General features: G+C 68.7%; 25 protein-coding genes. 7 read left to right on the top strand and 18 right to left on the bottom strand.

Annotated elements, in window-relative coordinates:
• Positions 1-49: 49 nt before the first annotated feature.
• Positions 50-553 (top strand): GNAT family N-acetyltransferase, encoded by a 504-nt coding sequence (locus ARTB_RS05495; protein WP_043436378.1) that lies wholly within the window; start codon positions 50-52, stop codon positions 551-553.
• A gap of 70 nt (positions 554-623) precedes the next feature.
• On the top strand, positions 624-1058 hold the full coding sequence (locus ARTB_RS05500) for an acyl-CoA thioesterase (protein ID WP_079555099.1): 435 nt from the start codon (positions 624-626) through the stop codon (positions 1056-1058).
• Here ARTB_RS05500 and ARTB_RS05505 read toward each other — a convergent pair.
• From ARTB_RS05505 to ARTB_RS05520, 4 genes are all read right to left on the bottom strand, one after another.
• Positions 997-2049, bottom strand: a complete 1053-nt coding sequence (locus tag ARTB_RS05505) for an FAD-dependent monooxygenase (RefSeq protein ID WP_243178398.1) — start codon at positions 2047-2049, stop codon at positions 997-999. The genes ARTB_RS05500 and ARTB_RS05505 overlap by 62 nt on opposite strands.
• A 44-nt stretch (positions 2050-2093) precedes the next feature.
• Positions 2094-2486, bottom strand: coding sequence for a nuclear transport factor 2 family protein (locus ARTB_RS05510; protein ID WP_043436380.1), 393 nt, complete (start codon positions 2484-2486; stop codon positions 2094-2096).
• A gap of 117 nt (positions 2487-2603) precedes the next feature.
• The gene (locus ARTB_RS05515) at positions 2604-3794 is read right to left on the bottom strand and encodes a 4-hydroxybenzoate 3-monooxygenase (RefSeq protein ID WP_243178084.1); all 1191 of its coding nucleotides are present in this window, start codon (positions 3792-3794) and stop codon (positions 2604-2606) included.
• Between the two features lie 93 nt (positions 3795-3887).
• Positions 3888-4667, bottom strand: coding sequence for an IclR family transcriptional regulator (locus ARTB_RS05520; RefSeq protein ID WP_243178085.1), 780 nt, complete (start codon positions 4665-4667; stop codon positions 3888-3890).
• A gap of 133 nt (positions 4668-4800) precedes the next feature.
• Between ARTB_RS05520 and ARTB_RS05525 the strand changes: the two genes are divergently transcribed.
• On the top strand, positions 4801-6051 hold the full coding sequence (locus tag ARTB_RS05525; protein WP_243178086.1) for an MFS transporter: 1251 nt from the start codon (positions 4801-4803) through the stop codon (positions 6049-6051).
• A 13-nt stretch (positions 6052-6064) separates the two neighbouring features.
• Here the strand turns inward: ARTB_RS05525 and ARTB_RS05530 are convergent, their stop codons facing one another.
• Positions 6065-7147, bottom strand: a complete 1083-nt coding sequence (locus ARTB_RS05530; RefSeq protein ID WP_243178087.1) for an FUSC family protein — start codon at positions 7145-7147, stop codon at positions 6065-6067.
• Between the two features lie 231 nt (positions 7148-7378).
• Between ARTB_RS05530 and mscL the strand changes: the two genes are divergently transcribed.
• The 3 genes from mscL (at position 7379) to ARTB_RS05545 (ending at position 9542) form a co-directional block, all read left to right on the top strand.
• Entirely contained in the window at positions 7379-7894 is a 516-nt protein-coding gene (gene mscL, locus ARTB_RS05535; protein ID WP_243178088.1) for a large conductance mechanosensitive channel protein MscL, read from the top strand.
• A 94-nt stretch (positions 7895-7988) separates the two neighbouring features.
• Entirely contained in the window at positions 7989-8582 is a 594-nt protein-coding gene (locus tag ARTB_RS05540) for a DinB family protein (protein WP_243178089.1), read from the top strand.
• A 90-nt stretch (positions 8583-8672) separates the two neighbouring features.
• Positions 8673-9542 carry an ACT domain-containing protein gene (locus ARTB_RS05545; RefSeq protein WP_243178090.1) on the top strand — a complete coding sequence of 290 codons (870 nt, stop codon included), beginning with the start codon at positions 8673-8675 and terminating at the stop codon, positions 9540-9542.
• Between the two features lie 63 nt (positions 9543-9605).
• Here the strand turns inward: ARTB_RS05545 and ARTB_RS05550 are convergent, their stop codons facing one another.
• Positions 9606-10565, bottom strand: a complete 960-nt coding sequence (locus ARTB_RS05550) for a diacylglycerol/lipid kinase family protein (protein WP_243178091.1) — start codon at positions 10563-10565, stop codon at positions 9606-9608.
• Between the two features lie 172 nt (positions 10566-10737).
• Here ARTB_RS05550 and ARTB_RS05555 point away from each other — a divergent pair, with 172 nt between their 5' ends.
• Positions 10738-10974 (top strand): hypothetical protein, encoded by a 237-nt coding sequence (locus ARTB_RS05555; RefSeq protein WP_028277604.1) that lies wholly within the window; start codon positions 10738-10740, stop codon positions 10972-10974.
• A 53-nt stretch (positions 10975-11027) separates the two neighbouring features.
• Here the strand turns inward: ARTB_RS05555 and ARTB_RS05560 are convergent, their stop codons facing one another.
• From ARTB_RS05560 to ARTB_RS05615, 12 genes are all read right to left on the bottom strand, one after another.
• A complete protein-coding gene (locus tag ARTB_RS05560) occupies positions 11028-11834 on the bottom strand; it encodes an IclR family transcriptional regulator domain-containing protein (RefSeq protein ID WP_243178092.1) in 807 nt (268 codons plus the stop codon).
• Between the two features lie 62 nt (positions 11835-11896).
• Entirely contained in the window at positions 11897-12604 is a 708-nt protein-coding gene (locus ARTB_RS05565) for a 3-oxoacid CoA-transferase subunit B (RefSeq protein ID WP_243178093.1), read from the bottom strand.
• A 1-nt stretch (position 12605) separates the two neighbouring features.
• The gene (locus ARTB_RS05570; protein ID WP_243178094.1) at positions 12606-13265 is read right to left on the bottom strand and encodes a 3-oxoacid CoA-transferase subunit A; all 660 of its coding nucleotides are present in this window, start codon (positions 13263-13265) and stop codon (positions 12606-12608) included.
• 18 nt (positions 13266-13283) lie between these two features.
• The gene (locus ARTB_RS05575; protein ID WP_243178095.1) at positions 13284-14483 is read right to left on the bottom strand and encodes a thiolase family protein; all 1200 of its coding nucleotides are present in this window, start codon (positions 14481-14483) and stop codon (positions 13284-13286) included.
• Positions 14480-14965: a 4-carboxymuconolactone decarboxylase gene (pcaC, locus tag ARTB_RS05580; protein WP_243178096.1), complete on the bottom strand. Its 486-nt coding sequence runs from the start codon at positions 14963-14965 to the stop codon at positions 14480-14482. Before pcaC ends, ARTB_RS05575 begins: the two co-directional genes overlap by 4 nt.
• Positions 14962-15780, bottom strand: coding sequence for an alpha/beta fold hydrolase (locus ARTB_RS05585; RefSeq protein ID WP_243178097.1), 819 nt, complete (start codon positions 15778-15780; stop codon positions 14962-14964). The genes pcaC and ARTB_RS05585 overlap by 4 nt, the downstream gene beginning before the upstream one ends.
• Entirely contained in the window at positions 15773-17302 is a 1530-nt protein-coding gene (locus ARTB_RS05590) for a lyase family protein (RefSeq protein WP_243178098.1), read from the bottom strand. The genes ARTB_RS05585 and ARTB_RS05590 overlap by 8 nt, the downstream gene beginning before the upstream one ends.
• On the bottom strand, positions 17299-17889 hold the full coding sequence (pcaG, locus tag ARTB_RS05595) for a protocatechuate 3,4-dioxygenase subunit alpha (RefSeq protein ID WP_243178099.1): 591 nt from the start codon (positions 17887-17889) through the stop codon (positions 17299-17301). The genes ARTB_RS05590 and pcaG overlap by 4 nt, the downstream gene beginning before the upstream one ends.
• On the bottom strand, positions 17882-18790 hold the full coding sequence (gene pcaH / locus ARTB_RS05600) for a protocatechuate 3,4-dioxygenase subunit beta (RefSeq protein WP_243178100.1): 909 nt from the start codon (positions 18788-18790) through the stop codon (positions 17882-17884). The genes pcaG and pcaH overlap by 8 nt, the downstream gene beginning before the upstream one ends.
• A gap of 41 nt (positions 18791-18831) precedes the next feature.
• On the bottom strand, positions 18832-20805 hold the full coding sequence (locus tag ARTB_RS05605; RefSeq protein WP_243178101.1) for a bifunctional sugar phosphate isomerase/epimerase/4-hydroxyphenylpyruvate dioxygenase family protein: 1974 nt from the start codon (positions 20803-20805) through the stop codon (positions 18832-18834).
• Positions 20805-21686 (bottom strand): shikimate dehydrogenase, encoded by an 882-nt coding sequence (locus ARTB_RS05610; RefSeq protein ID WP_243178102.1) that lies wholly within the window; start codon positions 21684-21686, stop codon positions 20805-20807. The genes ARTB_RS05605 and ARTB_RS05610 overlap by 1 nt, the downstream gene beginning before the upstream one ends.
• A 201-nt stretch (positions 21687-21887) precedes the next feature.
• On the bottom strand, positions 21888-22730 hold the full coding sequence (locus tag ARTB_RS05615) for an IclR family transcriptional regulator (protein WP_243178103.1): 843 nt from the start codon (positions 22728-22730) through the stop codon (positions 21888-21890).
• Positions 22731-22833: the final 103 nt, after the last annotated feature.

Here is a 22833-nt window from a genome sequence, read left to right on the forward strand (position 1 = left end):
CTGGTGCCTAGCCTTGGACTGCATAACACTTCGGCGAATCGAGGCAGTGATGCAGACCAACCCGCGGCTCAACATCCGTCAGGTCACTTGGGCAAACCCCGTCGGAGCGGACCTGAGGGCAGCCCAACAGGCGGAACTCGAGGCCCGCTTCGGCCGACCCGACCACGAACCCGGGCCGCCGCCGTCGGAAGCTGACACGGCGGTGTTCCTGGTGGCGCACGACAAGGCCTCGGGCCAGCCGGTGGGCTGCGGCGGCCTTCGCATGCTGGACGCCACCACCGCCGAAATCAAACGCCTCTACGTACTGCCCTACACCCGTGGCTCGGGAGTGGCGAGCTCCATCCTCGCGGCCCTCGAAGCCCACGCCCACGCGCTGGGAATCACCACCCTGACGGCGGAGGCCGGCTCGGTGCAGACCGACGGCCGGCAGTTCTACGAGAACTCCGGCTTCGTGTCCGTGCCGAACTTCGGGCCTTATGTCGGCCTGGTGCACTCGTACTGCTACGCGAAGCCGATCGATTCGCACAGCGCCGCGCACACCGCCATGGCGTGAGGCCGCGCGCCGCCCCGGGCCGGCTGCGTCACACAACGCCGCCGGTCACGGAGTCGGCTAACCTCGCACTATGGAATCGGCCGACATCACCTTCCGCACCCGCAAATGGGTGCGGCCCGAGGACCTCAACGCCAACGGCACCCTGTTCGGCGGGAGCCTGCTGAAGTGGATCGACGAGGAGGCGGCCATCTACGCCATCCTGCAGCTGGGAAACGGCCGGGCCGTCACCAAGTACATCTCCGAAATCAACTTCGTCAGCTCCGCGGTCCAGGGCGACCTGATCGAAATGGGTCTGACCGCGACCCGTTTCGGCCGGACATCGCTGACGATGCGGGCAGAAGTCCGGAACATGATCACGCGCCGCAGCATCCTCACCATTGACGAGATCGTCTTCGTGAACCTGAGCCCGTCCGGGAAGCCGGAGCCGCACGGCTATACCGAGATCACCTACGACCGGGACCGGATTCCGACGCACCATCTGACCGAGACCCTGGACCAGGACTAGCCAGGCCCAGCAGCGCGTCCCGCACAGGCTGGCCCCGCTCCGCCAGGGCCAGCCGCATCACGGCCGACGACGCCCACCGCAACGCCTGCGTGCGGAGGTGGCGCGCCCGGTTGTAGGCGCTCAGCGCCTCGTCCACGGGCCGGTTATTGAGCAGCGCCGCGAGGGTCACGGCGTCGACCAGCGCCTCGCAGGCACCCCGGCCGAGGTTGGGTGTCATCGCGTGGGCGGCATCCCCTAGCAGTGCCACCCGGGAGCGGACATAGCGACCAAGCGGCGGCGTCGTCCAGATCCGCTGCACCAGGGTCGTTTCCGGTACCGCATCGGCCAGGACGTCGCGGATGCCCGGGGCGTAGCCTCCGTAGCGGGCGCGGGTCTCCGCCAGGACCGCGGCGACGTCGAGGCTTCCCTGTCCCGCCCCGGTGCGGAACGCCGCGTACCAGTTGGTCCCGGCCGCCGCGGGACCAATCCCGAAGAGCTGCCCGCGGCCCCAGTATTCGCCCGTGAGCCCACGCCACAGCGATCCGGGAACCACGCCGCGGACCGCGACGTAGCGGGTGGGCCGGGCACCGGAGCGGGCACCCCAGCAGCTGCGGCGCACCGCGCTGTGGACACCGTCGGCGCCCACCACGAGGCCGGCAGGACCAGGCCGGACGACGTCGAGGCGGCCGGACACCCGGCGCACGCTGCCCGGGACTGCACCGTCGAGGAGCCGGATGAGATCAACCCGGGAGACGCCGATCAGCCCCGTCGCCTGCGCTGATGTCCAGGCCCTGCCGGAGGCCGCCCGGACGGTCATGCCGTCGATCACCGGGCTGGCCTCCCTGACGGCGTCCAGGATGCCCAAATCGCCCAGGGCGCGCTGGGCCGCGGGCCACATGGCCAAGGATGTCCCCACGGTCGGGAGCCCGTACCGCTGTTCGGTGACGGTGACCTCGAAACGCGCGGGATCCAGCCGGGCTGCAAGAGCCAGCCCGGCGATGCCGCCGCCGATGATGGAAACAGCCTGCGGGCGGGGCCGATCATGCGGTTGTTCGGTCAGGTCCAGAAGTCGTCTGCCTTGGCCGTGTCCTCGAAGAACTCCCGTCCTTCCGCGATCTGTCCGTCGCGGACCACGAACGTGATGACGGTCGGCATGTCCAGGGTTTTGCCGTTGGCTTCCCCGTGGGTTTGCTGGATCGCGACCGTATGGTTTTCCCCGCCGACGATGTCCTCGACGTTGGCTTGGAAGTGACCTTGGGTGCGCGCTCCCAGTTCACCGAAGTACGCCAGGATCGCGTCGCGGCCCTGTTTGGTTCCGGATAGCACGCCGCTTCCGGCAACGTGCCAGACTGCGTCCTCCGCGAACAGGTCGCTGAGGGTCGCCATATCCCCTGCGTTGAAGGCCGTGTAACCCCGCCGGACCAGTTCAACATTCTCTGCGGTTCCCATGATCGGACACCTCTCCATCGTCCTTGTCGGGTCATGCTGGGACGGTTATAGGCTAGTCCTGGCCCCTAGGCCTGTCGATGGAAATATCAACCCCCTGCCGGGATTCCGGCCGGTGCTCTAGCGGGCGCCCGGCCAGCCGGTGTAGGCCTCCGCGAGGTAGGCGCTGCCGTGGCGGGAGGACACCACGGACTGGAGCTCGCCAAGCTGGCGGGCGCGGGAGAAATCATCGGCGCCGGCAGGGGTGTGCAGCATGGAAGTCATCCAGTAGGAGAACTGCTGGGCCTTCCACACCCTGTTCAGGGCGCGGTCGCTGTAGGCGTCCAGGAGCGCGGTGGAGCCGCTGGCATAGAAGCTGTCGAATCCCTCGAAGAGGACCTTGACGTCATGCAGCGCCAGGTTCAGGCCCTTGGCCCCGGTGGGCGGCACCGTGTGCGCGGCGTCCCCGGCGAGGAACAGGTTGCCGTGCCGCATGGGGGCGTGGACGAAGCTGCGGAATTTCAGGACCGTCTTGTCGATCACGGGCCCTTCCTTGACCTCGAAGCCGTTGCCGTTGACGCGGCTGCGGAAGGCGTCCCAGATGCGGTCCTCATCCCAGTTGTTGACGTCCTCGTTGGGGTCGCACTGGAAGTACATCCGCTGGACCGTCTCCGTGCGCTGGCTGATCAGGGCGAAGCCGTTCTCCGAGTTGGCGTAGATCAGCTCGTCGGAGCTGCGCGGCGCCTCGGCCAGGATGCCGAACCAGGCGAAGGGGTACTCGTGGAAGTACCATTTGCGGTGCGCCTCGGGAATCTGGAACCGGCAGTGGCTGCGCGAGCCGTCCGCGCCGGCGATGAAGTCGGCCTGGACCTCGTAGTCGACGCCGTCCGCATCGGTAAACCAGACCTTGGGCTTGGCTTCGATGTCGTGGATGGTGGTGTCCGTGACGCCGTAGCGGACATCGCCGCCGTCGGCCTTCCTGCGTGCGGCGAGGTCCAGGAACACGTCCGTCTGCGGGTACAGCCACACCGATTCCCCGACGAGGTCCTGGAAGTCGATCCGGTGGCTTTCGCCGTTGAACCGCAGTTCGATTCCGTCATGCCGGTCGCCGTCACGCAGTACGCGGTCGGAGACACCGCTGTCGACGAGCATGTTGACCGAGCCGTGCTCAAGGATGCCGGCACGGACCGTCTCGGAGATCTCCTGGTGGCTGCGGATCTCCAGGACGGTGGATTCGATGCCGGCCTTGGCCAGCAGGTGGGACAGCATGAGTCCGGCCGGGCCGGCACCGATGATGGCTACCTGGGTGGTGATGACTTTTCGCTGTGCCATGTGCGTCTCGCTTCGTTGCGGGGTCCGGGCGGTCGGAGCCGGGGCCGTTTTCGTCTTCCGGCTAACAGTGTGCTCCCCCGGGGGTGATGCGCGTTACATGGATTCCGCTGAATGGAATACGGGATTCTCGCGGGGCTCTCCCAGCCGCCGCCCGATCCCCCGCGCCGCCGTCTGGAGGGCGGGAACAAGCGCCTGCAGGCGCGCCTCGCGAAGGGGAACAACGACGCCGAGGGCCGCCACGGTGTGCTTCCTGCGGTCCAGCACCGGAACCGCGATCCCCCACGTGTCAGGGTCCACGACGCCGGCCAGCTGGGCATAGCCCCGATGGGCGGCCTCGCCAAGGAGGGCGCGGAGATCCTCCAGGGGCAGCCGGCCGGTCGGATCACTGAATCCCTCGAGGTACTCGGCCTGGACGGGGCGGGGCTGGTTGGCCATGAGCACCAGCCCGGCGGAGGACACGTGCACGGGCATCCGGCCGGCCACCTGCGCCCGGTTGGCGACGGAGCCGCGGCGGGACAGCCGCTCCACAAAGAGCGCTTCCCGCCCGTCCAGCACGGCGAGGTTCACGTTTTGATGCAGCACCTGCTGGATGTCCTCCATGAACGGCAGGGCCGCCTGGCGGAGTTCGAGCGTGGGGGAATTGCGGTTGGCGAGCTCCCAGAGCCGCAGGCCCAGGCTGACGGAGCCGCCGGGGCCGACGTCGAGCAGGCCGTGCCCGGCCAACTGCCGGACGAGCCTGTGCGCGGTGGTCAGGGGGAGCTCGGCCCTCGCGGCAAGCTCCGAGAGCGGCAGCGCCGTGACGCCTTCAGGGAACGCGGCAATCAACCGCAGGACCCGGTCCACTACCGAGTCGCCGGAGTTCGAATTGGCCACCAAATCCCTTCCGTTGAATGGTTTTAAGTGTCCCATGCAACACGGCGCGGTGATACAACTCTCACAATGGAAAGAGGCCCCGCGAACACCGGCCAGGGCACGGAATCACCTAAACACTAGCGCTGAGGTAACAATGTCAACGTCGTCATTGGACAAGTCGTCGTCATCGGGAGAGAAATCACGGTGGCCCGTGTGGCTCTGCTGGCTGGCCATGGTGCTGGACGGCTTTGACCTGGTGGTGCTCGGCACGGTCATCCCGACCCTCATCAAGTCGCAGGAACTTGGCTTCGACGCCGTTGGGGCGACGTTCGCGGCAACCGTCTCCCTGGTCGGTGTGGGGCTCGGCGCGCTCTTCATCGCCCCGCTCTCGGACCGCTTTGGCCGGCGGAACCTGCTGGTGGCCTGCGTGGCGTGGTTCTCCCTCTTTACGATCGCCGTCGTCTTCGCACCCAACGTGGCGTGGTTCAGCGCGTTCCGGCTGCTGGCGGGGCTCGGCCTGGGCGCCTGCCTGCCCGCCGCCCTGGCGTACATGAACGACTACGCACCCGCCGGAACGGCCGGAAAGTCCACCACCCGGACCATGACCGGGTACCACGTCGGCGCCGTGGCCACCGCGTTCCTGGCCCTCATGGTCATTCCAAGCTGGCGGACCATGTTCGTGGCCGGCGGCCTGGCCGGCTTCGCCCTGGTCCCCTTCCTGTGGTTCAAGCTTCCGGAGACCCTCCCGCCGGTCCACCACATCCCTGCGGCCGCGGAAGAACGCGCCAGCCTCCGGGATCTGGGCCGCAAGCCCTACCCGCTGATTGCGGCCGGTGTGGCCGTGGCGTCCTTCATGGGGTTGCTGCTGGTCTACGGCCTGAACACCTGGCTGCCGCAGCTCATGGCCTCCGCCGGCTACAGCCTGAACGCCGGCCTCGCCTTGCTCCTGGTCCTGAACGTGGGCGCCGTGGTGGGCCTGCTGATCGCGGGGGTCCTGGCCGACCGGCACGGGACCAAGAAGATCGTCCTGCTCTGGTTTGGCCTCTCCGCCGTGTTCCTGGCCGCGCTCAGCATCCAGATCCAGAACGAAGTGGTGCTCTATGCCGCCGTCTTCGTCACCGGCGTGTTCGTCTTCAGTTCCCAGGTTCTGGTCTACGCCTGGGTCACCCAGCTCTTCCCCGTCCGCCTGCGCGGCACCGCTTTGGGCTTTGCCGCCGGCGTTGGCCGGCTGGGGGCAATTATGGGCCCGGCCGTCACCGGCGCGCTGGTGGCCGCCGGCATCGCCTACCCGTGGGGCTTCTATGTTTTCGCCGCCGCCGCTGTCCTGGCGGTCCTCGCCCTCGCCTTCGTCCCGCAAACCGTCCCGGCAGTGTCCCGCGCCGGCGCCAGCGTCGGGCACCCGTAGCCGTCAGTCGCTCCTAGGAGAAGCGCTCCGGGGTCCGCGCCTCGCGGCGGACCCTGAGTTTGCGCCACGCGCCGGGCGCCAGCACGACGGCGATGCCGACGGCGGCACCGATGATGGTCTCCACGATTCTGTCGCGGAGCAGGATGCCGGGCGGCACGGGTGCCACGAGAAGCGTGGAGATCAGCGCCAGCGGCGTGACGAAAACCTGCGCCAGCATGTACTGGCGCGCGATGAACATCTCGGCGCCGAACTGGCACGCGGCAATGACGAGCACCGTCTGCCAGGGCGTCGGCTGCAGGACCAGGATGCCGGCGAGCAGCACCAGCCCCAGGGCTGTGCCCGCGATTCGCTGCAGGCCGCGGCTGACGCGGTGCCGGGTGGTGTGGCCCACCAGCGGAACGACGGCGGCCACCATCGCCCAGTAGTTGTGGCCAATGCCCAGCCATTCCCCGGCCAGGGTCCCCAGCGTTCCCGCCAAGCCTGCCGCCACGAGGTAACCCCAGCTTTCGTGCCACGCGGTGCGTTTCTCCCGCGGAGTGAGGGCCGCCGGTCTCGGATTTACCCACGGGGTCCGGTGGCTCCGGGCCACCCGCGAGGACAGGCCGAGCAGCAGGGAGAAAGCCACCGTGAGGACCGCCACCAGCATGGCCTGCCACAGCGGCGGCTGGTTGGGGATTGACGCGATGGCCGCGAACGCGAAGATGTGGAACAGCGAACCGGCGGGGCGCAGGCGCCACCACGCGACAACCAGGGAGCATCCCCACGCGATCACGGTCGTGGCCACCACCAGGACCCAGGTGGTGTCTGCCGCCGACAGCCCGGCCAGGGCGTCCACCCGCGCGGTGAGGGCGGCCAGGAACATCACCAGCAGCATCAGCCCGCCGCCCCGGACCTGCAGGGTCAGGCGCCTGGCGTGCGGCTCGTTGCGGCCGTAGATGCCGGTGAAGGCGCCGAAGGAAGCGAAGATTGCCAGGTCCAGGCGGTCCAGCAGCACCAGCGTGATCAGCGGAACAAAGACTCCCACGGCGCAGCGGAAGGCAACCTGGTGGTCCTTGTTGCCCGGCGCGATGGTGAACATCTCGGCGAACACTTTCATGGCGCCGGCCTTACAGCGAAAAAGCTCTTCATGGGCGGGTTCTCACGGGTCGGGATGCCTTTCGTTGCAGCCGGAGTGTTACGACGGCGGCGCTGGCATCCAAGGGGGAGTTTACGCCGGAACGGCGCGGCGGCGGCATCGGAATCCGTTGATCGGGATCGGCCGGCTGCACCGCGAAGTGGTAGCGTCTATCGGTTGAATCAAGCCCGCAACGCACACCGGAGGTTCCCCATGCTCAGAGGATTCAAGGATTTCATCCTGCGCGGCAACGTGATCGAACTGTCCATTGCCGTCGTGGTCGGCACCGCCTTCACGGCCCTGGTCAGCGCGTTCACCGCAAACGTCGTCAACCCGATCCTGGCTGCCGCCGGCGGGGTCGAGACCCACGGCCTGGGCTTCTACGTCTGGCCTGGCAACGACAAGACCTTCATCAACATCGGCGCCGTGGTGACGGCCTTCCTGACCTTCCTCATCACCGCCGCGGTGGTGTACTTCATTTTCGTGGCCCCCATGAACCGGATCAACCGAATGGTCAAGAACCGGCTCAAGGCAGCCGAGCCCGAGGAGAAACCCATCCCGGCCGACACCGCGCTGCTGGCCGAGATCCGCGACCTGCTGGCCAATCTGGCCGGCCCGGACTCCGCCGCCACCCGTGCCCGCGTCGGGGATCACCCGGACGGGGAGTACCCGGATGGCAAGGCACACTCGTCCGAGCCGGCCGGAACCGCAATCCGAACTCACGTCTGACCCCTCCTTGCCTGGCCCTCTGGCGGGCGGCCGGACCGGAGTGCTTTGATGTAGGGGCCCCGCCGCGCGAGCCTGGCTGCCAAGGAGGAACACCATGCCGGACCTTAAGTGGAACCACGAGCTGGTGGACCAACTGGACTGGCATTTTGCCAACCAGGCCCGGCCGCGGCTGGACGGGTTGACTGACCACGAGTACTTTTGGGAGCCGGTACCGGGCTGGAATGTCCGCCGCAAAGACGCCTCAACACCCCCGGCCGCGCCGGGTTCGGGCGAATTCACCATAGATTTCAGCTACCCGGAGCCCGTTCCTGCTCCGGTGACAACCATTGCGTGGCGCCTGTGCCACATTCTGGTCGGCGTCCTCGGCGCACGCACGGCATCGCACTTTGGCGGCCCACCGGTGGACTACCAGAGCTTCGCCTACCCCGGCACCGCGGCCGGGGCGCTGGCCCAGCTGGACGAGTACTACGGCCGGTGGATCCACGGCGTGAAGGGCCTCCACGAATCAGGTTTGGCGGCACCCTGCGGGCCGGCCGAAGGCCCGTACGCCGATGCCCCCATGGCAGCACTGGTCCTGCACATCAACCGTGAGATGATCCACCACTTGGCCGAGGTCGCCCTGCTCCGCGACCTTTACGCCCACCGCCACCAGCTCCTGCGCGGCCCGGAGGGTGGACCGGGCTTGTAACAGCACGATCACCTGGCCTGGCCCGGTCCCGGCGCGAAACCGTCACCCGGCGGCAACCCGGCCGAAACAGCCGGCCGGGATCATGGGAGCATGACGCGCACTTCCGCAGGCAAAAACCCTGCCAAAACCACCGGCAAAGCCCAGTCCCCGGCCACTTCCGAGTTGAGCTGCGAAGTGTGCGGCCAGATGCCCGAACCGACCAAGGCACGGCTGACCCTGGCCAATGTCGCCGTGATGCTCCCGATCGAACTGCTGGTGCACGCGGCGGTGGTGGAAACCCACCTGCCCTACGTTGCCAAGGTCCTGGTGCTGACCCTGACCGCGACCATCCTGGTGATCTGGGTGGCCGAACCCTCGGCGGCCCGGATGCTCAGGGGCTGGCTGCATGCCCCGGCCTTGCGGCACCGTAAACGGCTCGGCGCCGCACCCGCCCTGTGGCGGGCGCGGACCGTCCTGAAAGACAAGCCCGGGTCGCTGCAGAAACTGACGCAGGCCCTGGCCGCGCTGAACACGAACATCCTCAGCATTCATGTTCACCCCGTGGCCGGCGGTGTGCTGGACGAGTTTGTGCTCTCGGCCCCGGGCGAAGTCCGCGAAGCCGAGCTGCTCCGGGCGCTGCGGGCCGGCGGCGGAGCGGACCCGCACGTCTGGCCGACCACCGCCCTGGCCATGGCCGACGGGCAAACCGGCGCGCTGAGCCTGGCCGCCCGGATCGCCGCCAGCCCGGAGGAGCTGCCGCTGGCGGTCGCGGAACTGCTGCGGGCACGGATCATCGCCGGCAACACCGAGGTCCCACCCCAGACGGGCGGTGACGGGACGGTCCTGAAGATCCCTACGGCATGGCACGGGCCCATCACGTTTTCCCGGCCCGGCGAGCCGTTTACGCCTGCCGAATCCGCCCGCGCACACCGTTTGGCCGAACTCGCGGAGATCCTGGCGCACCGGTCGGCGGCGCGTTAGCCGGCACGGCCGGCCGGTGGCCCGGCTGGCCGGTGAAATAGCCGGCCGATGGTTGGCGCAGGGTCAGATGCCTGTCATCCGGATGGTGAGGGCATCCTGCTCGACCGTGACCTTGAGGTGCTTGGCCTTGCCGAGGGGGTCGCCGTCGAGCTGGAATTCCTGCTCGTGGGCGAGTTCGATCTCGGCTGACTTTCCAGCGAAGTATTCCACCGACGCGTTCTTGGCGTTCCTCCGGCCGAAGACGCCGGCCAGCACATCCAGCCAGCCGAACCGGCCGATGGGGGCCAAAATCACGACGTCCAGGATGCCGTCGTCGATCTTGGCGTCGGGAAAGATCTCCACGCCCCCCATGATCTTGCCGCAGTTACCCACCATCACGCTGCGGATGCGGCGCCGTACCGGGTGCTCGCCGTCCATGCTGATTTTCGCCCTGATGGGCTTGCCCGGCAGGTGCCGGATGCCCGCCTCAACGTACGCGAGCCAGCCCACGCGGTCCTTGAGTTCGTCGACGGTGTTGGCCATGATCGCAGCGTCGTAGCCAAGTCCGGCCATCACCAGGAAGGTGGATTCCGTCTCGGCGTGATCCAGCGTGGCCTTCACTACGTCCACCTTGGTGTCCGTGCCGCTCAGGACGTCGTAGCTGGCCGCCACGGGGTCGGTGATGTCGATGCCGAGATTGCGGGCCAGCAGGTTCCCGGTCCCCAGGGGCACCAGGCCCATCGGCGTTCCGGTGCCTGCGAGGACTTCCGCCACGCAGCGGACCGTTCCGTCGCCGCCTGCGGCGATTACGACGTCGACTCCGGCCTCCAGCGCCTCGCGGGCCTGGCCCAGCCCGGTGTCCTCCTTCGTGGTTTCCAGCCACAGCGGATCCGCCCAGCCCTGGGTCTCGCACAGGCGGAAGAAGGAGGCGCGGAAGCTGTCGCCGGGAGACTTCATGGGGTTGATAACCACGGCGGCGCGCCGGGACGCTGTATTGTCCCCGGTTTCCAGGGTCTCCGACGTCGCGGTGCTGTTCTCTGTCATGGCGTCCTTAGGGGCAATTCGGCGGAGGGTTCCCGAACTAAAATCCTAGCCGCAGTGCCCGCGTAACCTGCGCAGGGCCGGCGCGAATCGTGGACGTGCGCTCCGCAGGCTCACTAGACTGGACTTCGTGATGTGCCGGAGGCTGCGCTCCGGACGCCGAAAGCGGGGGCAGATGACTGAAACAGAGAATTACTCAGCGACGGCAGAATCATCCAGCGTCGATCCGCACGACTGGGGCCGGGCGATGGCACTGGCGCTCACGCGGCTGGCCGAGCAGATCGCGCCCGGAGGCAGCGAAGACATCCATGCCTTGCTGGTGGGCAGGGACCTGCATTTGAAAATCGGTGACGAACCCGGTGGCGTGACGATCACGGTTTCAACTGAGCCGATCCCGGATCCCGCTACCTGACGGTTCTCTTCCCAGGACGTACGCCTTCCCAGACGTACCGTCTGAAACGCGTTTCACCGGCCCGAGGTCAGGTCCGCGGAGATAATTTCCGCCGTGGCCAGCGCCGCCTCACGCACGGCCTTGAGATAGGAGTCCGGATCGGGCTGCGCGGATACCGTCTGGGCCTGCAGCGAGACGTTGATGGCCGCCACCACTTTCGGCCCGTCGTGGACGGGCGCCGCAATGGACATCAGGCCCAGCTCCAGCTCCTGGTTCAGCAGGCACCAGCCCTGGGCGCGAACAGTATCCAGCTCCGCCAGGAGGGCGGCCCGCGTTCCGATGGCTCCGGGAGTCAGGGGCCGGATCTCGGCTGCCGCGAGGTACTCTTCCAGCTTCGCCGGCGGGAGGGCCGCGAGCAGCACCCTGCCCATGGACGTGGCGTAGGCGGGGAAGCGGGTGCCCACCGTGATGCCGACCGTCATGATCCGCCGGGTGGACACCCGGGCGATGTAGGCGATGTCGGTGCCTTCGAGCACCGCGGCCGACGTCGACTCCCCCAGTTCGAGGGAGAGCTCTTCCAGATGCGGCTGGGCGAGCTGCGGCAGGGAGAGCCCGGACAGGTAGGCGTAGCCGAGCTGCAGCACTTTGGCAGTCAGGGCGAAGATCTTGCCGTCCGTGCGGACATAGCCCAGCTCCGCGAGCGTGTGCAGGAACCGCCGGGCGGTGGCCCGGGTCAGCTCGGTCCGGGCCGCCACCTCGGTCAGCGTCATTTTGGGGTGTTCCGTGTCGAAGGCACGGATCACTGCGAGCCCGCGCGCCAGCGACTGCACGTACTGGTCGCTGGCCGCGGGCGCGCCGCCGCTCTTGGCTGGCTCAGTCATTTTCCGCCTCTCGGTCCCGCATCACTTTAGCGGTGCCCACAGCTTGTCCGGCCGCAGGCCTGTCAGCTTGGGTCCGCCGCCCGGAGCGGCATCGGGACCATGGCCTGGAGTTCCTCGAGCGTGCAGCCGAAGGTCTCCCGCACCTGGACGCCGTCGGGTCCGGTCAGGAAGACGGCCTTGTCGGTGTAGACGCGGGTCACGCAGCCGATCCCGGTGAGCGGGTACGTGCAGGTCTCCACGAGTTTGGACACGCCGTCGCGGGTCAGGAGCGTCATCATGACGAAGACGTCCTTGGCGCCGGTGGCGAGGTCCATGGCGCCGCCGACGGCGGGGATCGCGTCCGGGGCCCCGGTGTGCCAGTTGGCGAGGTCGCCGGTGGCGGAAACCTGGAAGGCGCCCAGGACGCAGATGTCCAGGTGTCCGCCGCGCATGATCGCGAAGGAGTCAGCGTGGTGGAAGTAGGACGCCCCCGGCAGTTCGGTCACGGGGATCTTCCCTGCGTTGATGAGGTCGCCGTCGATCTGCTCCCCCGTGGCCTCCGGGCCCATGCCGAGCATGCCGTTCTCGGTGTGGAGCGTAATGTTCTGCTCCGGCTCGAGGTAGTTCGAGACCAGGGTGGGCTGGCCGATGCCGAGGTTCACGAAGGATCCGGGGGCGATGTCGCCGGCCACGAGGCGGGCGAGATCGTCACGGCCCAGCGGCTTGCCGGACGTCTGGAGGTCGGCCTGGTTGCCGGTCCGCAGACTCTGGTCATTGGTTGGGATGCTCATCTCAGGCCACCTTCACAATGCTGTTGACGTAGATGCCGGGGGTCACGATGTTTTCCGGGTCCAGGCCGCCGGTGGGGACGATCCCGGACACCTGGGCGATGGTGTGTTTCGCGGCGGCGGCCATGATGGGGCCGAAGTTCCGCGCGGTTTTACGGTAGACCAGGTTGCCCCGGCCGTCCGCTGTGAGGGCCTTGATGAGGGCGACGTCGGCGTGGATGGGGGTCTCGAACACCTGCCACTTGCCGTCCAGGAAGCGGGTTTCCTTGCCTTCGGCGAGCATGGTGCCGTAGCCGGTGGGCGTGAAGAAACCGCCGATCCCGGCGCCGGCGGCACGGATCCGCTCGGCGAGGTTTCCCTGCGGGACCAGTTCGAGCTCAACCTCGCCGGCGCGGTACTTGGCGTCGAAATGCCAGGAGTCGGACTGCCGCGGGAAGGAGCAGATCATCTTCTTCACCCGGCCTTCCTTGATCAGCAGGGCCAGGCCCTGGTCGCCCTGGCCGGCGTTGTTGTTCACTACGGTCAGGCCGGTGGCGCCGCACTCCAGCAGCGCGTCGATGAGCTCGAACGGCTGCCCGGCGTTGCCGAAGCCGCCGATCATCACGGTGGAACCATCCTCGATGCCGGCGACGGCCTCGCCGACGGTGTCGATGAAATTCAGCATCTCTCTTAGCCCTGTCCTCTATGCCGCATCGCGGGAAGTTACGTTTTCGAGCACGACGGCGAGGCCCTGGCCGACGCCGATGCAGATCGCGGCGACGCCCCAGCGCTGCCCGGAGGCCTGCAGGGACCGGGCCAGGGTGCCCAGGATCCGCCCGCCGGAGGCGCCGAGCGGGTGGCCCATGGCGATCGCGCCGCCGTGCCGGTTCACGATTGACGCGTCGATGCCCCAGGCGTTGATGCAGGCCAGGGACTGCGCGGCGAACGCCTCGTTCAGTTCGACGGCGCCGACCTGGTCCCAGCCGATGCCGGCCTTGGCGAGGGCCTTGTTCGCGGCCTCGACCGGGGCGTAGCCGAAGTACTGGGGATCGTTGGCGTGCGCGCCGCGCCCCGCGATCCGGGCCACAGGCTCCATACCCAGGAGCCCGGCGGCCTTTTCACTGCCCAGCCACGCCGCGGACGCGCCGTCAGAGAGCGGGGACGCGTTCCCGGCCGTGACGGTGCCGTTCCCGGTCCGGAACACGGTCTTGAGCCCGGCGAGCTTCTCCGCCGAGGACCCGGGACGGATGCCCTCGTCGCGGACCAGGTCCGTGCCCGGGACCGGGACGACGAGGTTGTCGTAGAACCCCTCGTCCCAGGCCGCGGCGGCGAGATTGTGGGAGCCGGCGGAGAACTCGTCCTGCGCCTGCCGGGTCACGCCGTACTTCTCCGCCAGCCGTTCGGTGGCCTCGCCCAGGGAGATGGTCCAGTCCGCCGGCATGGCCCGGTTCACCAGCCGCCAGCCCAGCGTGGTGGAGGCCAGGGTCAGGTCCCCGGCCGGGTAGGGCTTCTCGGTCTTGGGCAGCACCCACGGGGCCCGGGACATCGATTCGGCGCCGCCGATCAGCATCAGCTCGGCGTCGCCGGTGTTGATCTGGCGGGAGGCGATGATCGCCGCGTCCAGCGAGGACCCGCAGAGCCGGTTGACCGTGGTGCCCGGAATCGAGACCGGCAGCCCGGCCAGCAGGGTGCCCATCCGGGCGACGTTGCGGTTCTCCTCCCCGGCGCCGTTCGCGTTGCCGAACACCACCTCGTCAATCCGCTCCACGTCGAGGGCCGGGGCGCGCTTCACGGATTCGCGGATCACGTGCGCGGCAAGGTCATCCGGGCGGATCCCGGCGAGGCCGGAACCGAACTTCCCGAACGGCGTCCTCACAGCGTCATAAATAAATGCCTGATTCATGGGTTCTTGTCCGTTTCTGCTTCGTCCATGGCTGCGTCGTCCATGGAATGGAAGACCTGCTGGGCGGTCTTGAACGCGGTGTTGGCGGAGGGGACCCCGCAGTAGATGGCGGTCTGGAGCAGGATTTCCTTGATCTCGTCCCGGCTCAGGCCGTTGGTGATGGCGGCGCGGATGTGCATGGCCAGTTCTTCCCAGTGCCCGTGGGCCACCATGGCGGTCAGGGTGACGGCTGAGCGCATCTGGCGGCTGATCCCGGGCCGGGTCCAGATGCCGCCCCAGGCAATCCTGGTGATCATGTCCTGGAAGTCCTCGGTGAAGGAATCCTTGTTGGCGTTGGCGCGGTCCACGTGCGCGGCGCCGAGGACCTCGCGGCGGACTTTCATGCCGCCGTCATAGATCTCCTGGCTGGTCGCGCCGGGCTGGACCACACCGTTGCGTTCGAGCCCGTTGAATTCGGCACTGCCGGTTTCGGAGAGAGTCATGCCCCCGCTCCCTGGGTCTCGGTCCAGGTGATGAGGCCCTTAAGCAGCTCGGCGACGTGGCCCGGCGCCTCGAACGGCGCCAGGTGTGCCACGCCCTCCAGGCTGACGGCCGTAGCAGTGCCGCCGCCGGAGGTGATACCCGCGGCGACTTCCCCGGCCATCGACGGCGGGGCGACGTCGTCCAGGGCGCCCGCCACAACCTGGGTGGGGACGCGGATGGTGCCGAGCTGGTCCCGCACGTCGAAGCCGGCCAGGGCCTCGCAGCAGAAGGCGTAGCTGAAGCGGTCGGCGTCCCGGAGGCTGTGCAGGAGCCGGCTGCTGAGCTCCGGCTGGCTCTCCATAAAGCCCGGCGCGAACCAGCGCTGCGCGGACCCCTGGATCATCACCGGGGTGCCCTGCGTGCGCACGGTTTCGGCGCGTTCCAGCCAGCCCTCGGCAGTGCCGAGCTTCGCGCCGGAGCACTGCACGGAGAGGCTCTTGAGCCGGTCGCCGTGCTTGATGCCAAGCTGCAGTCCGGTGGCGCCGCCGAGGGATACCCCGGCGTAGTGGAAGCGCGCGCCCGGGGCGATCGAATCGACCAGGCCGATCACGGCATCCGCGAGGTCGGCGACCGTGAAGGTCTCCTCCGCCGCGGGCGAGACGCCGTGCCCCGGCAGGTCCCAGGCGATGACGTCGACGTCGGCGCCCAGCAATGTGCCGGCCTGGCTCCACAGCAGGGAGGATGTTCCGAGCGAGGGCCCGACGATGAGGAGGGGCTTGTCGCCGAGTTCGCGCTGGGGCGACAGCAGGACTGCTTTGACGGTGGGTCTAGCCACGGGAAGCTCCGTTCTGGATGTGGTGGGCGAGGGCGCCGGCGTGGCCGGTGTATTCCGGATACGCCGCGAGGATGCGGCGGGAGATCTCAACGGCCTGGCCGAGGTAGTTGGCCGGGTTCAAAAGTTCCTCAAGCCGGGCGTCGCTGAGCAGCTCCTCCGGGACAGCGGCGCGGAGCAGTGCCCGGTAGGTGTCTGCCTGCTCCGCAGCCGGGGCCAGGAGCGTTTCGTCCACGACGGCCTGGAGCCGCTGTTTCCCGGTCCGGGCTGCTCCCGGGCCGGCGCCGTTCCCGTCCACAACGGTCCCGTCCAAAAGCGGTGCGACGGCGGCGCTGACGGCTTCGGAGAGCAGCAGCGGGCCGCCGAGCTCGAGGTTGCGGCGCATCGCGCCGGGGAAGACCGCCATCCCTTCGGCCAGTTCGCGCAGCTGCACCGCGGCGCCGAGGGCCAGGCGCAGCAGCTGGCGCAGGGCCGCCCATTCGCTGTGCCAGGCGCCGTCGGGGCGTTCGTCGTTGAAAGTGGCGGCCGCGAGATGCAGCTGTGCGGCCAGTGCCGGGGCCTGCAGGGCGGCGCTGCGGATCAGCACGGAGAGCACGGGGTTCTGCTTCTGCGGCATGGCCGAGGACACGCCGCGCCCCGCGACGCGCGGTTCCGCAACCTCGGCAACTTCGGGCCGGCTGAGGAACAGGACGTCCGCGGCCACCTTTCCGGCCGCGTCGGTCACCGCCGCCAGCGCGTCGCCGAGCGAGGTTACGGCCAGCCGGTTGGTGTGCCAGGGGGCAGGAACGGGAGCGAGACCCAGGCGGGCGGCCAGCCGGTCGGCGAGGTCAAACGGGGACAGTGTCCCCGCGGCCGGCCCAGCGCCGGCAGTGAGTACAGCGCCGTCAATAAGTACAGTGCCGGAGGCCAGGGTCCCGGCGGCGCCGCCGGTCTGTACCGGCAGTTCGAGGGCCTCGAGCCGGCCGGCCGCGGCGGCCAGCCCGCTGAACCATTGCGCGGCCCGCAGCCCGAAGGTGTAGGGAAGCGAGTGCTGGGTCAGGCTGCGGGCGACACAAAGCGTGTGCCCGTGGGTTTCGGCGAGGCCGGCGAGGGCGGCCGTTGCCGACCGGAGCTCCGCGAGCAGTTCGCGGATGGCCCCGGCGGCCAGCACCATCAGGGCCGAGTCGAGCACGTCCTGGCTGGTCAGGGAGGTGTGAACGGCGCGGACGGCGCCGAGTCCGGCGGTGTCCAGGTTCCTGACCTGCTCCCGGAGGTCGGCGAGCAGCGGGATGACGGGGTTGCCGCCGCCTTGCGCCCGGACGGCGAGGCCCGCGACGTCGTACCGCTGCACGTCCGCGGCGGCGGCCACCACCGCGGCGGACCCGGCCGGGGCCAGGCCGGCCTCGTCCAGGACCGCCGCCCAGGCGGCCTCGACCTTGAGGATGGCGGCGAGCACCGCACGGTCCCCGGTCAGCGCCGCCACGAACGGCGACGCCGACACGGGACTGAGCAGGCCGGCGTCGCCGTCGGTTTCGAAGAAGGTCACTTGGAGGCACCCTCGGCGCTGCTGAAATCCAGGAACACGGTCTCGCCGTCGCCCTGGAGGCGGATGTCCCAGCTCAGTCCGCCGTCGGGATCCCGGTGTGCGATCAGGGTCCGGCGCCGGTCCGGGTCAAGCGAGCTGAGCAGCGGATCCTTGGCCAGGGCCTCCTCGTCCTCCGGCAGGTAGACGCGGGTGAACAGGCGGTTCATCAGGCCCCGGGCAAAGACGGCGACGGCGATGAACGGCGCCGCGCCCTCCTCGGTGGGGCCGGGGTTCACCGTGGTGAAGGTGAAGACGCCGGTGTTGCCGACAGCGCTGCGGCCGAAGCCGGTGAAGGTGTAGCCGTCCCGGACCAGGGAGCCCGTGCGGTGCGGGACCTTGCCGTCCGCGTCGGCCTGCCAGATCTCCAGGATCGCGTCCGGGATCGGGTGCCCGGCGCCGTCATAGACGGTGCCCTGGAGCCGGATGGAACCCGGGGATCCGGGAGCCAGGAGCTCGCGGTCCTTGGCAAAGGGCAGGGCGTAGCCATAGAACGGCCCCACGGTCTGGCCCGGTGTCGAGGTGAGTTTACCCACGGCGTTGCTATTCATTCTCATCGCCTCCTGCGCCCAATGCCTCGTTTTCGGTCCAGGTCCGCTTGGACCCGGTCAGGACGATGTCCCAGTTGTACGCCAGAGCCCATTCAGGCTTGGTCTGCTCGTGGTTGTAGGTGGCCACGAGCCGGTCACGGGCATCCTGGTCCACGATCGACTGGTAGATCGGGTCCAGCGGGAACAGCTGGTCACCGGGGAAGTACATCTGGGTGACGATCCGCTGGGTGAACTCCTGCCCGAACAGGGAGAAGTGGATGTGGGCCGGGCGCCAGGCATTGAGATGGTTCTTCCACGGGTAGGCGCCGGGCTTGATGGTGGTGAAGCTGTAGGAGCCGTCCGCGCCCGTGATGCAGCGGCCGACGCCGGTGAAGTTGGGGTCCAGCGGCGCCGGGTGCTGGTCACGCTTGTGGATGTAGCGGCCGGCGGAGTTCGCCTGCCAGATTTCGACGAGCTGGCCGGTGACGGGGCGTCCGTCGCCGTCGAGCACCCGGCCGGAGACCACGATGCGTTCGCCGAGCGGCTCGCCGTTGTGCCCGATGGTCAGGTCCGCTTCCAGCGCGTGCACGTCCATGTGCCCGAACGCCGGCGAGTACAGTTCGATGGTTTCCGGATCCGCGTGGTGCAGATCCTTGGTGGGGTGGCGCAGGACGCTGCTGCGGTACGGCGCGTAGTCGAGCCGCGGCTGGGTTTCGGCCGGGGCTCCGCCTTTGAGGGCCTGCGCGTACGCTTCGCCGATCGCCTTCATCTCGGCGCTGAGGTCCGCCTGCGACTCCGCGGCAGTATCCAAGGCATGGACAGCGGGCGCATGCGTCTTTGGTGCGGCCTCCGTGGCTTCGTCGGACACGTCCTCGGTGATCGGGTCGGCGTTGAAGACGTCGAGGTTGATTTCTTCAGGCACAGCAGCCTCCTTTCGTGGGTGTGTTTGTTGTTCGGATGGGGTCAGGAAGTACGGGTCAGCTGGTGCAGGTGGTCGTACTGGACGGCGTGCCGCACCGGGGCGTTCGGGGCGCCATAGCCGTCGTAGGCACCGCGGCGCTCCACCATTTCGAAGAACACGCTGCCCACGGTGGCGGTGTAGAAGTGCAGGAACTCGCCGTCGGCATCGCGGTCATACAGCAGGTTGAGCTCACGGAGCGTGGCCAGGAATTCCGGGTCCAGAGCGAACCGGGCGTCGAGATCCTCGTAGTAGTTCGCGGGGATCTGCAGGAAGTCCAGTCCGCGGTCCCGTGCGGACCGGGCCGTGGCCACGAGGTCTTCCACGGCGAAGGCGATGTGCTCCTGGTAGCCGGGGCGGTGGCCGGTGCCGGCAGTCCCTTCCTGCTGGATCAGCGGGGCCAGGTTCAGCACCAGGCGGACGCCGCGGTCCTGCGTCAGCATCACCTGGGACCGGACCAGCCCGGTGGGGCTGGCCACCTCGGCGAACGGCTGCGGTTCCAGTGCGAGGGCGCTGGTGTAGAAGAGCACGGCCTCGTCGAAGTGCTGCCACGGCTGCGCGAGGTTCACGTGGTCGATCACCGCGGCCGGGTGCTCTGCCGGGTCCGCCGCGGCGACGTCCAGGCCGTCGCCGAATTCCCGGGTCCACGCGGCGGTGCCGTCCGGGCTGCCCTGGCAGAGGAAGATTTCGGTGGAGTCCGGCGCGGCGAAGCCCTGGAAGACTTCCTCGTTGGCCTGGCTCTTGCGCGGCACGGCGGGGGCCTTGAGCTGCTGGGCGCGGGCGGCGGCGATAACGGGAGAGTCGACGTCGAAGCCCAGGGCGGAGATGGCAGGGGCGGCGGGAGCCGGCTGGCCGGTACCGGCGGCAGCGGTCGCCGTGCCGATGGCTGCCGGTTCTTCATTGATGATCACGCGCGCGTGGCCCATGGTCCACAATTGCACATCCTTCGTGCGATGCCGCCCGTTGAACGCAAACCCCAGCTGACCCAGCAGGGTTTCCAGTCCGGCGGTGTCACCGGCCCGGACCTCGGCGAAGTTGAAGCCGGCGGGCTCGGCCACGCGGGGAAGCGTGGCCAGCTCCATGGGGTAGCGGCGCCGGGCACCGGACACCGGGCCGGCCGCCCCGCTGGTCATCCCGCCTGCTGCATTCGCCGGGTTTGCCTCGAGCCAGGCGGCGCTCTGCTCTTCGAGCCAGATCAGCGACCGCATGGCGTCGACGGCGGTGCGTTCGACGTCGGCCTGGCGGAAGACGTCGTTGAACACTTCCAGCGACACCGGTCCCGTGTAGCCCGCGCGGACCACGTGGCCCATGAACTTGGCGAGCTCGAACTGGCCCTCCCCTGGAAACACCCGGTAGTGCCGGCTCCAGGACAGCACGTCCATGGACAGCTTGGGGGCATCGGCGACCTGGACGAAGAAGATTTTCTCCGGGTCGAAGGCCTCGATCGGCGCGGTATCCCAGTCCCGGGAGAGTATGTGGAAAGAGTCCAGGCAGGTGCCCAGGTTGGGGTGGTCCACCATCCCAACCAGCCGGTGGGCGTGCTCGTAGTCGTTCACGTACATGCCCCAGGCCAGGGCCTCATAGGCGACCCTGACGCCGTGGTCACCCGCGAGGTCCGCGAGCCGGGAAAGCTGTGCGGCGCGGAGCTCGTCATCGTCGATCGTGGCGGTGCCGACGTTGGAGCAGAGCAGCATGGTGTCCATGCCCAGGCGGGACATGAGCCGGAACTTGGCGTCCGCGCGGCGCAGGTTGGCGGCGAGCAGGTCCTCGGGAACGCTGTCGAAGTCCCGGAAGGGCTGGTAGAGATCCAGGTTCAGGCCGAGGTCGGCGGCCAGCTTCCGGACGTCCTCCGGGCTCAGCGGGGACGTCACGAGGTCCTGTTCGAAGATCTCGATCCCGTCGAAGCCGGCCACCGCGCAGGCCTGCATTTTTTCCCGCAAGGTGCCGGCGAGGCAGACGGTGGCGATCCCGGTGCGCATCAGGCGGGCACCTCTTCCGCGGCCACAAGTTCCAGGAAGTGGGAGCGCATGCGGTCGGCGTCAGCCTGGCGCCCGGTGAAGATCCGGAAGGCATCCGCCGCCTGGCCCACGGCCATCCGGCCGCCGTCGAGCACCTCGCAGCCCTTGGCGCGCGCCTCGCGGACGAGCTCTGTTTCGATCGGCCGGTACACGATGTCGGCCACCCAGTGCCGGGACACCACGAGGGACATGTCCAACGGAACCCCCGGATGGGCGGCCATGCCCACGGGGGTGCAGTGCACCAGGCCGTCGGCCTGCGGCATGAGCTGCGGGAGCTCCGCCGTCGTCCGGGCGGTGACGGTCCGGTCCGGGAAGAACCCGGCGAGCTCGGCCGCCCGGGCGGCGGACCGGGCCGCGTCGGTGTCCACGAGGTCCAGCTCGCGGACCCCCGCGGTGAGCAGGGCGTAGGCGACGGCGGAGCCGGCGCCGCCGGCTCCCAGCTGCACCACGCGATCCAGGGCGGCGCCGGGGAGCCCGGAGGCCAGCGCCGCGGCGAAGCCGGAGAAGTCGGTGTTGTGGCCGATGAAGCGGCCGTCGCGGATCACCACGGTATTGACGGCGCCCAGGCGCCGGGCGTCGGCGGAGACCTCATCCAGGTACTCGAGCACGAGCTGCTTGCAGGGGTGCGTGATGTTCAATCCGTTGAACCCGAGGCTCCGGGCGCCGGAGAGCAACTCCCCCACGGCCCGGCCGGGCAGGCCGAGTTCGGTGAGGTCGATGGGGCGGTAGAGGTACCGGAGGCCCTGCACGTCGCCCTCGCGTTCATGCATGTAGGGCGTGAGGGAGGGCATGACGCCGTCTCCCACGAGGCCCACGAGGAAGGACTCTGCTCGATTGCTCATCCAGTTTGCTCCTTTGACAACGGCACTCGGCGGGCGGCGACGCTTGCGGCGTCCGCGGCGGGCCGGGTGATAGGGATTACATTACAGACTTTGTTCACATGTTGCACTGTTGTTCGAATGACGAACATATTATTACGCCGCCGGCGTGTTTCGGCGCCCGCTTTCATGACGCCCGCTTTCATGACGCAGGCTGGTCGGCCGTCACCGCTGGGGCAGCCGGGCCGACAGCTCGGCGGCCGCCGCCTGCAGCAGCGGCACGAGGGCCGCGAGGGCCTCCATGCTCAGGCGGAAGACCGGGACCGCCGTTGCCAGCGAGGCGAAGGCGTGCCCCTGGGCGTTGAAAACCGGGACGGCGACGGCGCGCATGCCGAGTTCGTTTTCCTCGTCCATGGTGGCGAAGCCCTGGCGCCGGACCTGCTCGATTTCGGCCCGGAAAGCCTCGCGGTCCGTGATGGAGAGCGCCGTCAGCGGCTCCAGGGGCAGTTCCTCGACGAGCTGGGCGCGGGTGGCGTCGTCGGCGAACGCCACCAGTGCCTTGCCCACTGAGGTGGTATGAAGTGCCCCGAGATGCCCGGGGTCGCTCGTGACCCGGAACGTCTGCGGGCCGTCCACCTTGTTCACCGTCAGGTGGTGGATGCCGTCCCGCACGGAGAGGATCGTCGCCTCACCCGTTTCCTCGGTCACGCGCCGCAGGATGGGCAGCGCCGTACCCGCGAAGCCGTGGTGGTTGGAGACGCGCTGGCCAAGCTGGAAGACCCTCAGCCCCAGGTGGTAGCGGCGGCCGTCCGGCTCGTAGTCAACGAAGCCGTCCCGCGTCAGGGAGCCGAGCAGGCGGTACGTGGTGCTGAATGGCAGATCCGCGCGGCGGGAGATCTCCGCGGCGCTGGCACCCCGCGGCTCGTCGCCCAGGAGGACCAGCAGACCCAAGGCCTTGCCCACCATGTCCGTCCGCGAGTCCTCCCTGGCGGCCTTTGCAGGCTTCGAAGGGACTTCCGCCGGATGCCCGGAAGCGGCGGGAACTTCTGTGGTTTGATTCACACTCATGCATCGATGTTCCCACATAGTGAGAGCTATTTCTAGATGGTGATTATTTTTGTTGACAAGTGACTGCGCTCACAGCATGATTGCTACATCGCACAAGTAGCTT

The sequence above is a fragment of the Arthrobacter humicola genome, assembly GCF_022803015.1.
Classification (GTDB): Bacteria; Actinomycetota; Actinomycetes; order Actinomycetales; family Micrococcaceae; genus Arthrobacter; species Arthrobacter humicola_A.